Origin of the sequence: Methylobacterium sp. (assembly GCF_028290105.1) — a bacterium.
GTDB lineage: Bacteria > Pseudomonadota > Alphaproteobacteria > Rhizobiales > Beijerinckiaceae > Methylobacterium.
Genome location: NZ_JAQGKL010000122.1, coordinates 1 through 13097, shown reverse-complemented (window position 1 = coordinate 13097; position 13097 = coordinate 1). Strand labels below are relative to the sequence as shown.

At 70.0% G+C, this 13097-nt stretch carries 13 protein-coding genes; 11 read left to right on the top strand and 2 right to left on the bottom strand.

The annotated features are described in order from the left end of the window. The coding region (locus JWQ05_RS08890; protein WP_299657660.1) for a ring-opening amidohydrolase at positions 1–120 on the bottom strand (120 nt) is incomplete at its 3' end. Positions 121–553: 433 nt separating this feature from the next. Here JWQ05_RS08890 and JWQ05_RS08885 point away from each other — a divergent pair. The 6 genes from JWQ05_RS08885 to JWQ05_RS08860 are packed head-to-tail and all read left to right on the top strand — an operon-like array spanning position 554 to position 6797. After that, positions 554–1804 carry an ABC transporter substrate-binding protein gene (locus JWQ05_RS08885; RefSeq protein WP_299657658.1) on the top strand — a complete coding sequence of 417 codons (1251 nt, stop codon included), beginning with the start codon at positions 554–556 and terminating at the stop codon, positions 1802–1804. A 9-nt stretch (positions 1805–1813) separates the two neighbouring features. Next, on the top strand, positions 1814–2686 hold the full coding sequence (locus tag JWQ05_RS08880; protein WP_299657657.1) for a branched-chain amino acid ABC transporter permease: 873 nt from the start codon (positions 1814–1816) through the stop codon (positions 2684–2686). Then, positions 2683–3768, top strand: a complete 1086-nt coding sequence (locus JWQ05_RS08875) for a branched-chain amino acid ABC transporter permease (protein WP_299657656.1) — start codon at positions 2683–2685, stop codon at positions 3766–3768. Before JWQ05_RS08880 ends, JWQ05_RS08875 begins: the two co-directional genes overlap by 4 nt. Beyond that, positions 3765–4508: an ATP-binding cassette domain-containing protein gene (locus JWQ05_RS08870; RefSeq protein WP_299657655.1), complete on the top strand. Its 744-nt coding sequence runs from the start codon at positions 3765–3767 to the stop codon at positions 4506–4508. Before JWQ05_RS08875 ends, JWQ05_RS08870 begins: the two co-directional genes overlap by 4 nt. After that, the gene (locus JWQ05_RS08865; RefSeq protein ID WP_299657654.1) at positions 4505–5218 is read left to right on the top strand and encodes an ABC transporter ATP-binding protein; all 714 of its coding nucleotides are present in this window, start codon (positions 4505–4507) and stop codon (positions 5216–5218) included. Before JWQ05_RS08870 ends, JWQ05_RS08865 begins: the two co-directional genes overlap by 4 nt. A 34-nt stretch (positions 5219–5252) precedes the next feature. Then, positions 5253–6797, top strand: coding sequence for an amidase (locus JWQ05_RS08860; protein ID WP_299657653.1), 1545 nt, complete (start codon positions 5253–5255; stop codon positions 6795–6797). A 31-nt stretch (positions 6798–6828) separates the two neighbouring features. Here JWQ05_RS08860 and JWQ05_RS08855 read toward each other — a convergent pair whose 3' ends face one another. Next, the gene (locus JWQ05_RS08855) at positions 6829–7599 is read right to left on the bottom strand and encodes an MOSC domain-containing protein (protein ID WP_299657652.1); all 771 of its coding nucleotides are present in this window, start codon (positions 7597–7599) and stop codon (positions 6829–6831) included. 499 nt (positions 7600–8098) lie between these two features. Here JWQ05_RS08855 and JWQ05_RS08850 point away from each other — a divergent pair, with 499 nt between their 5' ends. The 5 genes from JWQ05_RS08850 to JWQ05_RS08830 are packed head-to-tail and all read left to right on the top strand — an operon-like array spanning position 8099 to position 12925. Then, complete coding sequence (locus JWQ05_RS08850; protein WP_299657651.1) at positions 8099–8851, top strand: DeoR/GlpR family DNA-binding transcription regulator; 753 nt, start codon at positions 8099–8101, stop codon at positions 8849–8851. Continuing rightward, complete coding sequence (locus JWQ05_RS08845; RefSeq protein ID WP_299657650.1) at positions 8826–10133, top strand: Zn-dependent hydrolase; 1308 nt, start codon at positions 8826–8828, stop codon at positions 10131–10133. The genes JWQ05_RS08850 and JWQ05_RS08845 overlap by 26 nt, the downstream gene beginning before the upstream one ends. Next, positions 10130–11098, top strand: a complete 969-nt coding sequence (locus JWQ05_RS08840; protein ID WP_299657649.1) for a phosphotransferase — start codon at positions 10130–10132, stop codon at positions 11096–11098. Before JWQ05_RS08845 ends, JWQ05_RS08840 begins: the two co-directional genes overlap by 4 nt. Positions 11099–11147: 49 nt before the next feature. Continuing rightward, a complete protein-coding gene (locus tag JWQ05_RS08835) occupies positions 11148–12086 on the top strand; it encodes a choline kinase family protein (RefSeq protein ID WP_299657648.1) in 939 nt (312 codons plus the stop codon). 35 nt (positions 12087–12121) lie between these two features. Next, the gene (locus JWQ05_RS08830; protein WP_299657659.1) at positions 12122–12925 is read left to right on the top strand and encodes an inositol monophosphatase family protein; all 804 of its coding nucleotides are present in this window, start codon (positions 12122–12124) and stop codon (positions 12923–12925) included. Positions 12926–13097 lie beyond the last annotated feature (172 nt).

Below are 13097 nucleotides of genomic sequence, written 5' to 3'. Positions count from 1 at the left end.
CTTGCCGAGGATCGCCACGATCTCACCGGCCGCCACGGCACCGGAGGCGATGAGGTCCATCACCCCCGAGACATCGGCGGGGTGACGGGTCGGCACGCGAAAGACGAGGCATTCGGGCATGGCGCGTTCGGATCGTGGCGGGAGATGCGCCAGGCTAGGCTGCGCGTGGCCCTCGAGGCGAGTGCTGGTTTGCGCACGCCGCGCTCCCGAACCGGCAACGCCTCGCGGAGCCTCAACGGTACGGCTTTTGCCGCTTCCGCCGGAACCGGCACCGCCGTCAGGCCGGCGCACCACGCGATGAACTGACGAAGAAAGGGATCCGACCTGCGCGATGTGTGGCGTTCGAGGCGGCAGCGGTGGCGCCCTGCTGGACGTTCTGACCAAGCGCTCGGCAGGGGTCGGACCACGGCCGGCCATCGCTACGCGAATTCTGGGCAATGACCGATCTGTGGGATTTGTTGGCATTGCTCTTGCCAAGCGGATTGCTGCCGGATCCTGACGTTGCCCGGCGATGGGCGACGCCGCCCTGCCACGATCCCGAGGAGCCCGACGCATGACAAACCCGACGATCAGCCGGCGCGGCGCGCTCAAGCTCGGAACGGCGGCGGCCGCGGGCGCGGTGGCGATGCCCTTCTTTGCCCGCAACGGCTTCGCCGCCGAGCCGATCAAGCTCGGGAGCCTCCTCGACGGCAGCGGCGCCCTCGGGCTCGAGGGCAAGCGCATGATCGAGACCACCGAATACGCTGTGGATCTGATCAACAAGGCCGGCGGCCTGCTGGGGCGGCCGGTCAAGGTCATCGCCTACGACACTCAGTCGAGCATGCAGCTCTACACGCAGTACGCCCAGCAGCTCGCCCTCAAGGAAAAGGTCGACGTCATCCAGGGCGGCATCACCTCGGCCTCGCGCGAGGCGATCCGGCCGATCTTCGGGCGCTCGAAGACCCTCTACGTCTACAACACCCAGTACGAAGGCGGCGTCTGCGACCGCAACGTCTTCTGCACCGGCACGACCCCGGCCCAGACCGTCAATCACATCGTCGACTACGCGCTCAAGACCTGGGGCAAGAAGGCCTACATCATCGCCGCCGACTACAATTACGGCCACATCACCGCGAGCTGGATGACGAAGTTCATGAAGGATGGCGGCGGCTCGGTGGCCGGCACCGACTTCTTTCCTCTCGACGTGACGAACTTCTCCTCCGCCATCAGCCGCATCCAGCAGGCGCAGCCCGACCTCGTTCTCTCGGCGCTGGTGGGCGCCAACCATTCCGGCTTCTACCGCCAGTGGGACGCCGCCGGCATGAAGGGCAAGATCCCCATCGGCTCCTCGGTGTTCGGGCTGGGCGACGAGCTCACCACCATGGATGCCTCGACCACCAACGGGATCGTCACCTGCTACGGCTGGTACAACGATCTGCCCGACGCCAAGAGCGTCGCGTTCGTGAAGGGCATGCAGACGAAGTTCGGCGCCGACGTCACCGATCTGAGCGAACTCTGCACCGCCACCTATGACGGCATCATGCTCTGGGCCGAGGGGGTCAAGAAGGCCGGCTCCCTGGAGCGCGACAAGGTCATCGACGCCATGGAATCCGGCATCTCCTACGAGGGCCCCACCGGCAAGGTGACCATGGACGGGGCCACCCACCACACCATCCGCAGCACCTACCTGGCACGGCCGAAGGACAAGAAGTGGGAGGTCCTGGCGAGCTTTCGCGACCAGTTCCCGGCCGATACCGGCGGCGCCTGCGACCTGCTGAAGAATCCCAAGACCAACAAGCAGTTCACCCCCGACCTGAAGGGCTGAGATCCCAGCATGGCGCCCGATCTCGCCGGCCTCCTCGGCTTCAACGTACTGGCCGGCATTGCCACCCTGGCGCTGATCACCCTCGGCCTCGGGGTGATCTACGGCATGATGCGGATCATCAACCTGGCGCATGGCGAGTTCATGATGCTGGGGGCCTACACGGCGGTGGCGGCCTCCGATGCCGGGCTCAACATCTGGGTCGCGATGCTGGTGCTACCGCCCCTCGTCGTCGGCCTCATCGGCCTCATCCTCGAACGCACCGTCATCCGCTTCCTCTACGGGCGGATGATGGACACCATGCTCGCCACCTGGGGCATCAGCCTCGGGCTCATCGGCCTCGTTTCGACGCTCTACGGCAACGTGGTGCGGGGCGTGTCGACGCCCGTCGGCAGCTTCGAGATCGGGCGTTACGGCGCCAGCCTCTACAGCCTCGTCATCGTGGCGGTGGCGATCGCCGCGCTCGCCGGCCTGTACCTGCTGCTGCGCCTGACGAAGTTCGGGCTGATCCTGCGCGCCACCATGCAGAACCCCGCCATGGCGGCTGCCCTCGGGGTCTCGCCGGACCGGATCTACATGGCGACCTTCGCGCTGGGCGCCGGCCTCGCGGGGCTGGCCGGCGGCGTGCTGGCGCCGATCTCCGGCATCTCGCCGGCCATGGGCGCCGCCTACATCTCGCGCGCCTTCATCACGGTGCTGGGCGGCGGTCCGGCGATCCTGACCGGCACGGGCCTCGCCTCCACCCTGTTCGGGTTCATCAACGAACTCGTCTCGTTCAAGACCACCCCCGTCATCGGCGACGTGGCGCTCCTCGTCGCCGCGGTCCTGCTCATCCGCGTTCTGCCGCAAGGCATCACCGGCCGCTACCTGAGGCGCAGCCTATGACCCCGTCCCCGTATCGCGCGCTGGCCCGCCCGGCGGCCCTGAGCTTCCTCGCCATGGTCGCCTCGGGGGTCGCCATCCTCGTCGGCGCGCCCCACATCCTCGACACGTTCGGCCTCGTTCAGATGACGGGCTTCGTCGCCATGGCGATGTTCGCCCTCAGCCAGGGCTTCATCTGGGGCTATGGCGGCGTGATGTCCTTCGGGCAGGCCGCCTTCCTGGGGCTCGGGGGCTACGCCTACGCCATCGCGGTGATGAATCTCGGCGATTCCACCCTGCCCGTGCTTCTCGCCATGGCGGTGCCGATGCTGTTTGCGGCGCTGCTGGGCTACTTCATGTTCTACGGCCGGATCTCAGACGCCTATATCGGGGTCATCACCCTGACAGTGTCGGTGATCCTGTTCCAGCTCGTGAACACCACCTCGGGCAGCCAGTACAGGATCGGCGCGGCCGAACTCGGCGGTTTCAACGGGATCCCGGCGATCCCCGCCCTGAACCTGCCCGGCGACGCCGGCAACCAGCTCGACCCCGAGGGCATCTGGTACGCCGCCATGGGCAGCCTGGTCCTCGTCTACGTCGTGCTCCGCGCCATCCTGGCCAGCCGCTTCGGCCGGGTGGTGGTGGCGATCCGCGAGAACGAGACCCGGGCCCAGCTCATCGGCTACGACCCGCGCCTCTACAAGCTCCTGGCCTTCACCATCTCGGCCGGGATCGCCGGGCTCGCCGGCTGCTTCTTCGCCAATTGGGGCGGCTTCATCAGCCCCACAGTGTTCGGGCTGACCATGTCGGCGCAGGTCATCATCTTCGTACTCGTGGGTGGGCTCGGCACCCTGCTAGGCCCGATCCTCGGGGCCGTGCTGATCCAGTGGCTCACCATCGAGGCCGGCGCGCAGAGCGTCATCGATTCCAACCTCGGACTCGGGGTGATCCTCGTCACCTTCGTCCTCCTGATCCCGCAGGGACTGGTGCCGGTGACGCGCAATCTCCTCCTGCGCTTCGGCGAGGCCCTCGGCGGACGGCGGATGCGGGCAAAGCCCGTCGGGCCGGCGCCGGGCGCGGCGCTCGCGGGGGAGATCCAGCGATGAGCGCGCCCCTCAAGGGTCCGCCGCTGCGCCCACTGCTGGAAGCAAGGGGCGCCACCATGCGCTTTGGCGGCGTCACCGCCGTCGATTCAGTCGATTTCGTCCTCGGCGAGGTGGAGCTGCGGTGCCTGATCGGCCCCAACGGCGCGGGGAAAAGCACCTTCTTCAAGATGCTCACGGGCCAGCTCACCGCGAGCGCCGGACGCATCCACCTGCGCGACACCGACATCACGGCCTCCCACCCGCACGAGATCGCCCGCCTCGGCGTCGGCATCAAGACGCAGGTGCCCAACGTCTTCAACGGTTTGTCCGTGTGCGAGAACGTCTTCGTCGCCGCCGGCCGGAAGAAGTCGCTGGCCCGCACCCGCGCCATCGTGGAGGAGACGCTGACGCGCCTCAAGCTCACCGGCATCGCCACCCGCCTCGTCGGCCAGCTCGCCCACGGCCAGCGCCAGTGGGTCGAGATCGCCACGGTGCTGGCCCAGGAGCCGGAACTCATCCTCCTCGACGAGCCCGCCGCCGGGATGACCAAGGAAGAGGTCGAGCGCACCGCCGCACTGATCCGCGAGATCAACCGCACCCACGCGGTCATCGTGGTGGAGCACGACATGCCGTTCATCCGGATGATCGCCAAGACCGTGACGGTGTTCAACCAGGGCCGCATCCTGATCGAGGGGGACGTCGACACGGTGCTCGCCGACGGCCGCGTGCGCGACGTCTACCTCGGCAAGCAGGCCGCATGACCGATCCTCTCCTCAGCGTCGTGGATCTGCATTCCGGCTACGGCCGCATCCCCATCCTGGGCGGCGTCTCGCTGCATGTGGGCGAGGGCGAGTTCGTCGGCATCCTCGGCCATAACGGCATGGGCAAGTCGACCCTGCTGCGCACGCTGACCGGCACCCTGCCCGCCGCCGCAGGGTCGATCCATTTCGGGGGCCGGGACATCACGCGGCTCTCGCCCACCGCGCGGGCCCGGGCCGGCATCGGCTACGTGCCCCAGGGGCGCGAGATCTTCCCGGCCCTCAGCGTCCACGAGAACCTACGCATGGGCTGCCTGCTGTCCCGCGCCAGGGAAGACGCGACCATCGCCGACATCCTCACGCTGTTCCCCCGGCTCAAGGCCTATCTCGACCGCCCGGGCGGCGCCCTCTCCGGGGGCGAGCAGCAGTTGCTGGCGCTGGCCCGCTGCCTTTGCGGAGCGCCCCGCATCCTCCTCCTCGACGAGCCAACGGAAGGCATCCAGCCCTCGATCATCGAGGAGATCATCGACACGCTCCGGGAGATCGGGCGCCAGCGCGGTCTCACGGTGCTGCTGGTGGAGCAGAATCTGAACTTCATCGCCTCGCTCTCGCAGCGCGTGCTCATCCTGCAGAAGGGCCGCATCACCCGCGAGGTGCCGCCCGAAATCGCCCGCGACCGGGCGATGATCGACGAATTCGTCGGCATGGCCTGACCGACATCCTACCTCTCATCAGGAGACATTCGGCATGGATGCCGTCACCCCAGCCCCCTTCGACGTCGTCGAGATGACCCTGGCCGACGCGGCCGACGCGTTTGCCAGGGGCGTCACCTCCGAGGCGCTCACCCTGGCCTTCCTCGACCGCATCGCCGCCCACAACCCACGTTACAATGCTCTCATCATCATGAACCCGGACGCCCTGGCCGATGCCCGCGCCGTCGACGCGCGCCGGGCGGCCGGCGAGGCGCTCGGACCGCTGGCGGGGGTGCCGGTGGTGATCAAGGACCCGATGGACATGGCCGGCCTGCCGACCACGGCGGGCTGGCACTTCCTCAGCGCCCGGGCCGGCGGCGTCGATCTCGTCCCGGAGACGGATTCGCCCGTGGTGGCGCGGATGCGGGCGGCAGGATGCGTCATGCTCGGCAAGACCAACGTGCCCGTGCTCAGCGCCACCGGCAGCCATGCCAACGACAGTTGGGCCGGGCCGACCCTGAACTCCGCCGCACCCGAGAGCCTGCCAGGCGGCAGCAGCGCCGGGACGGCCACGGCGGTCGGCGCCAGCTTCGCCGTCCTGGGGCTCGCGGAGGAGACCGGCGGCTCGATCCAGAACCCGGCCTCGGCGCAGGGGCTGGTGGGCATCAAGCCGACCTTCGCCCTGGTTCCGAATGCCGGCGTGGTGCCGCTCGCGGGCAGCACCCGCGACGTGGTCGGCCCCATCGCCCGCTGCGTGCGCGATGCGGCACTCACCCTCGACGTGCTCGCGGGCTACACCCCCGCCGACCCCAAGACCGTGGCGGGCATCGGCAAGCGCCCGAGGGGCGGCTACACCTCCCGCCTCGACGCCCGGGCGCTCCAGGGCAAGCGCCTCGGCCTGTTCGGGCCCGGCTGGCGCGACCTGCCGCTCTCGGCGGAGGCGAGCGAGCTCTATGCCCGTGCTCGGGAGGAGATCACGGCGCGCGGTGCCACGCTGGTGGCCGACCCCTTCGCCGAAACGGGATTCGCCGCGCTGGCCCGTCCGACACCGGGCCTCAATTTCTTCGACGCGCGCGGTATGGAATCGGTGCCCTACGACCTGCATCTCTACCTGCAGCGCCTCGGCCCCAGCGCCGCCATCCGCAGCCTCGAGGCCTTTGCGGCAGCCACGAAGGCCGAGGACCCCTTCGGACCGACCGGCGTGCTGCGCTACCTGCACGCCATCCCGGCCTTCGCGCCGATCCTCGCGGACCCGACCGCCCCGCCCGATCTCTCGGCCTTCACGGCCTTGCGGGAGGCGTATCTGGCGATCTTCGACGCGGTGATGGAGGCGCACGGTCTCGACGGCCTCGTCTTCCCGCAGATGCGCGACGAACTGCCCCCGCTTCACGCAGGTCGGGCGATCAACGAAACCACGGTCTGCGAGATCAACATCGCGGGCCTGCCGGGCGTCACGGTGCCGGCTGGGCTCTACGCCTCCGGCGCACCCTTCAACCTGATCTTCGTCGGCCGGATGTGGAGCGAGGCCGATCTCCTCGGCTTCGCCTATGATTACGAGCAGGCGACCCATCATCGTCGGGCGCCGGCTCTGGTCGGCTGAACGAACCTCTGCCGAACCCGGGGAGATTCGTTCAGGCCGTCACCGCGTCGCCGACGCGCAGGTCTCCATCCGCCAGCACCTCCAGGTACACGCCGAGATCGACGTGCCCGAAATGCTGGCGAATGGCCTTGGGCAGGTTGGCGTCGCGCTCGGCGGTGACCGGATTGACGTTGACGGCGGCGCAACGCGGGGTGCGCGCGAGTCCCCGAAAGCGCAACGCGCCGATTTGCACCACGCGGTCGACCCAATCGAGCTCCGCCCAGGGCTCCAGCCCGTCGAGATGAATGTTGCCGCGAAAGCGCAACGGGTCGAGGGCCTGCCCCGTCGCGGCTTCCAGCGACCGGACCGAGGCGAGGTTGATCACCGAGACCGCGCGCATCATCACCGGCGAGAGCACGCTCGCATCGGTGAATTTGTGCCCCTCCGCCCGCACCACGCGCGGATGGCCCTTGGTCGCCGCTCCGAGGTAATCCACGAAGAACGCTTCCGTCGCGGCACGGCCCTCCGGCGTGGAGAGGTCGGCGCTGAAGGCATCGCGCGTGGCGTGCTCGATCGTCAGGCGATGCGTGCCGGGGTCGAGGCGTGTGCGCAGGGCCGCCAGAGCTTCGTTGTTGCGCAGCATCAGAAAGAAACCCTTGTCGAGGGGCTGCGGCGCGACCGTGTCGAACGACGTGGTTCCGAGGGCCAGTGCGTAATCCCGGTCGAAGGGGAGCCCCTGCGCGACGCTCACGGTCATCGCGGCGAGCGGCTCGGGCGAGAGGCCCTTGATCGGATAGCGGTAGAGATCGGTGATCGCGGCCATGCATCCTCGCGTCCGGTTCGTCGTGTCGGAACGGTCCTGCGGCGGCGCGCCACGGGAGGCCATACGCCTTTCTGCGTAGGCAGATCCGGAGCGGCGTATCCCGCGGGCAGAGTTGCCCAGGGCACCGGCAAAGCGCCACGAATTTAGGCAGCTAATCCACAAATCCCACAAAAACCAAAAGCTGCGGATTGACGCCGATGCCCGAGAGCGGCGTAGATGAGCGCGCGATCCTCCAGGCAATCGCCGGATCGTGCAGGCGTGACACGTCATCCATGCGGGCATGGGCGCGCCGCGACCGAGACTGCGGGGAGACGCTACGTGCGTGTGGGTTCTGACCGATCAGGCATGACCTTGAAGCAAGCCGGCCCACTTGGGCGGCGCATCGGTTGCATCACAACGCAAACGAGCATGGGATACCGCACACCCGACGCGCATTCCTTCGCGACCGCAGGCACGCATCGCCGTTATCATCGCGTGAACGGTAGGACGGCCCCCGACCATGCTGACGGATCATCGCCATCAGGAAATCCTGTCCCGCCTGCATGGGACGGGACGGGTCGGCGTCGCGGATGTGGCCCTGTTCCTGAAGGTCTCGGAAGAGACGATCCGACGAGACCTGAAGATGCTCGAGGAGCGCGGCCTGCTCCGACGCATCCACGGGGGGGCGGTGCCGCCACGGCTCGACCAGGAGCGCCCGCTGCAGGAACGTGGCAAGCTCAACACCCGCGAAAAAGCGCGCGTGGCGGTGCTGGCGGAAGCCTTGGTGCACGACGGGATGTCGGTCTTCATCGACACCGGCACCTCGACGCTCGCCCTGGCCCGGCGCCTGACCGGACGCAACCTCACGGTCACCACCAACTCGGTGGACGTCGCCCTGCAACTCGGCGGCGGGCCGGCCCGGGTCAACCTCACGCCCGGTACCCTGCGGGGCAACGACAACGCGCTGGTGGGCTACGAGACCGTGGCCTACGCCCAGCGCTACTTCTTCGACATCGCCTTCATGGGGATCGCCGCCTGCGATCTCGACCACGGCTGGATGGATTACGAGGAACACGAATCGGTACTCCGGCGCACCCTCAGGGGACAGTCGCGCCGGGCCGTGCTGCTCGCCGATTCCCGCAAGTTCGGGCGCCAGGCCAACCTCTGCACCTTCGGTCTCGGCGAGAGGCTGAGTGTCGTCACGGACAAGCCGCCGCCCGCGCCCTTCCAGGACGTGTTCGCCCGGCATGAGATCGAAATCATCCACACCTGACGCCGGGCAGGCGTCGACGGATCGCGCCGGCCTCCAAGATCTCCTCGCACGCTTCTCCGCCTGCGGCGCCACGCCGGGCGGCGGCGTGACCCGGCTCTGCGCCAGTTCCGCCGACGGCGCGGCCCGCGACCTCTTCGGACAGGAAGTCCGCGCGGCCGGTGGCACGCTGCGCATCGACGCGGTCGGTAACCAGTTCGGCCTCTTCGCCCTGGCCGAGGGGGAGGGTGCGCCGCTGGTGATGATGGGCTCCCACCTCGACAGCCAGGTTCTGGCCGGGCGCCTCGACGGCACCTACGGCGTCGCCGTCGCCCTGCGGGTCGGAGACGGGCTGATGCGGGCGCGGCGCGCCGGCAAGCGCTTCGCGGCCGATTTCTGTGCCGTGAACTGGACCAACGAGGAGGGTGCGCGCTTCCGACCGAGCCTGCTGGGCAGCGCCACCTATCTGGGCGGGCACGAAGCGGCCGACGCCCTGGGCGTCCGGGACGACGACGGCATGAGCCTCGGCGACGCCCTCGCGGCCATCGGCTATCGCGGAAGCGACCCGGCGCCGCCGCGCCCGGCCTGCTATCTCGAAGCGCACGTGGAGCAGGGCACCGTCCTGGAGGAGGCTGGGCGTCCCATCGGGGTCGTCGGCCGCAACTGGGGCGCGACCAAGATCGAGGCCGTCTTCACCGGTGCGCAGGCGCATACCGGCCCGGGCCGCATGGAGCGGCGCCGCGACGCGCTGCTCGCGGCCGCCTACGCCATCGCGGAGATCCGTGCCATGGCCGAGGGATGGCCCGGGCTCCTGCACACCTCCGTCGGCCGAATCCAAGTCGCGCCGAACTCTGCCAACGTGGTGGCGGGGCGGGTCGAGATCTCAGTGGAACTGCGCTCCAACGAAGACGCGATCCTCGCCGAGGCGGGGACGCGCGCCGACGCGCTGCTGCGGGCGGCGGCGGACCGGGCCGGCACCGATCTCACCATCGCCGGACGCAGCGAGCGCCCGAGCCGTGCCCTGCCGGAGGCGGTCTGCCGGCTTCTCGCCGATAGCGCGGCATCCACGGGCCATGAGGCACTGCGCATGGACACGGTCGCCGGGCACGACGCCCTCAGCTTCCTCGGGATCTGCCCCACCGGCCTTGTCTTCGTGCCGAGCATCGCCGGCATCACCCACAACGAGGCCGAGGCCACCGCGCCCGACGACCTCGCCGCCGGCCTCGCGGTGATGCGGGACGCCGCCGAGCGCCTCTGCCGCTGCGGCGGCGATCCGGCGGCGGCATGCGGGGAGGCCTCGCCATGACGATGCCGGCCGAACCGGGCTTCGACGAACGGGTCGAGGCCGCCCTCGCGCAGGTGCCGGCCTGGCGGGGGCGGACGACGCACTTTCGCCTCGCGGCCGCCCCCGTCGCCTCGCCGACGCACCGGGCGGTGGCCTCCGATTGCGTACGCGTCCGGGTCGACGGCGCGGACCCGGTGTTCCTGAAGGTCCGACACGCCGACATGCTTCGCGACGTGCTCCCGGCAATGCCGGAGGCGACGCGCCGGGCCGGGCGCCTCGGCCTCGGGCCGAAGGTGCTGGTGGAGGCGGAGGGCGTCCTCGGTCTCGTGGATCTGCCCGAACCCTGGCGCTACGCCCGTGTCGGCGACCTGCAGGACGCCGGCACCATGGCCCAGGTTCTCGGCACCCTGCGGCGCCTTCATGCCGCCGAAGCGCTCGGCCAGGATTTCTGCCCGTTCGCGCGCATCGAGGGGCTGGCGCAGGAGGCGCGGGCCTGCGCGGCGCCACTGCCCGAGGACATCGACGCCCTTCTGGCGAGCGCGAGACTGATCCGCGCCGCGATCCATGCGGCCGGGTTCGACCGGGCGTTCTGCCGCAACGACGGCACCGCCTCCAACCTCATGCTCCGCCCGGCTCCGGGCGGGGGCGTGAAACCGGACGGGGTCCGGCTGGTCGACTTCGATCTCGCCGGGGACAACGACCCCTGGTTCGAGGTCGGCGCGCTTCTGAACGAGGCCTACCCCTTCGACGCCGAGCGCCGGCGGGCCATCGAGATCTATGCCGGGCGCTGCGAGGAGGCGCTGTTCCACCGCTGCCGCCTCTACGGGGCGGTGGACGACCTGATGTGGGGGCTCTGGGGCGTCACCCGGGCGGTCACGTCGCGCCGGCCCGGGATCGAGTTCTTCAAGTACGGCCAGTGGCGGCTGCTGCACGCGCGCACCACCATCGCGGCGCGCGATTTCGAGCTCTGGCTGCGCCATCTGTGATGCAACATCCGGCGCGAAAGGGTGCAACACGATGCGCGGGGAGGGCGCGATGAGCTGGATCGCCATGGGCGAAGCCGCCAGCGAGGCGGAGCGGGCGCTGGAGGCGATCCTCGCGAGGGTCCCGCGCTGGGCCGGCGAGGACCTGCGCTACCGGCCCGTCTCCGGCGGCATCAGCAACACCAACTGGCGGGTCCGGGCGGGCGCCGGCGAGGACGTCTTCCTCAAGGTGCCGGGGCGCGGCACCGAGATGTTCATCGCGCGGGAAGCCGCCCACGAGGCGAGCCGGCGGGCGCAGGCCTGCGGCGTCGGGGTCGCGGTGCTGGACTACCTGCCCGAGGAGGGGGTGGAGATCTTCGCCTTCCTGGAGACGTTCCGCGCCTCCTCGAACCTCGACTTCCTGCGGCGGGAGGTGCGCCACAACGCGGTCCAGGCGCTGCGGGCCTTCAACGATTCGCCGCGCCTGAGCCTGACCAAGACGATCTTCGACATGATCGAGGAGCACGACCGCCAGGTGGCCGAGGTCGGCGGCCGGGTGCCGCAGGACGGCGCCTTCCTGGCGCGGCGCGCCGCCGAGGCCAGGGCGGCGCTGACGGCCTCCGGCCTCGACCTCGTGCCCTGCATGAACGACACGCTCGCCGGGAACTTCATGCTCGACGGGGACGACCGGGTCCGCCTCGTCGACTTCGAGTACGCCTCCAACAACGAGCGCGCCTACGAGCTCGCCCTCTGGTTCGACGAGATGGCTTTCCCGGCCGATGTCGAGCGCGAGATGATCGAGGCGTATTGGGGCCGCTGGACGCCGAGTCTCGCCGCCCGCACGCAGGTGCTGAAGGCGCTCGGAGACCTCAAATGGGCGACCTGGGCGATGATCCAGGAGCGCGTCTCCACCCTCGACTTCGACTATTACAAGTACGGGACCTGGAAGCTCGGGCGCGCCCGCACCCTGTTCCACCATCCCGACTGGCCGCGCTGGCTGCGCCTGCTGTGACGGCCGCCGGTTCCGGATTCCCCAAGGTGACCGCCATGATTCCGTCCCGCGCCGCGCCGGCGGGCTTCGATGCCTCCGCCGACGGGCTGATGGCCTTCGCCCATCACCTCGCCAACAGCGTCCGGCCCCTGGCCCGCCGGCACTTCCGGACGCCGATCGCCGTCGAGGCCAAGGCCGATGCGAGCCCGGTGACGGAGGCCGATCGCGGCATCGAGGCCCGCCTGCGCGCCGAGATCCGCCTCGCCTACCCCGAGCACGGCATCCTCGGCGAGGAGGAGGGCGGCGACTTCTCCCGCGAGCTGACCTGGGTGGTCGACCCCATCGACGGGACGCAGAGCTTCATCACCGGCATGCCGCTCTTCGGCACGTTGATCGCCCTGGTGCGCGGCGGCCGGCCGCTGCTCGGCCTTATCGACATGCCGGCTCTGGCCGAGCGCTGGCACGGCAACGGCGAGGCGGCTTGGTTCGGCGGCAAGCCGATCCGCACCAGCCGGAGGGCCTTGGGCGAGGCTCGCCTGTTGGCGACCTCCCCGGACCTGTTCCGGGGCGGCGACGCCGAGGCCTTCGCGGCCCTGAGCGCCGCCGTGGGCCTGCGCCGCTTCGGGGGCGACTGCTACGCCTACGGGCTCCTGGCCTCGGGCCATTGCGACCTCGTGGTGGAGGCCGGCCTCAAGGTCTACGACGTGATGGCGCTCGGCCCCGTGGTGGAGGGCGCCGGCGGCGTCATGACCGACTGGACCGGGCGCCCGCTCACCCCGGATTTCGACGGCCGCGTGGTCGCCGCCGCCAACCCGCAACTCCACGCGGCGGCCCTGCGCCACCTCGCGGGCTTCGCCTGAGCGGACCGTCCGCGAAAATGCCCGGCACGCCCATCGGGTGATCCGGGGTGCCCCGGCCCCTTCGCCGACTCGACCACGCGGAGGGCGGGCCGGAGGATTGACGTGGTCGCGGGCTGCGCGCTCGCGCGGCGGGCTCGCACGGCCCTGACCCCGATCCGCTTGCCCGTTCGAG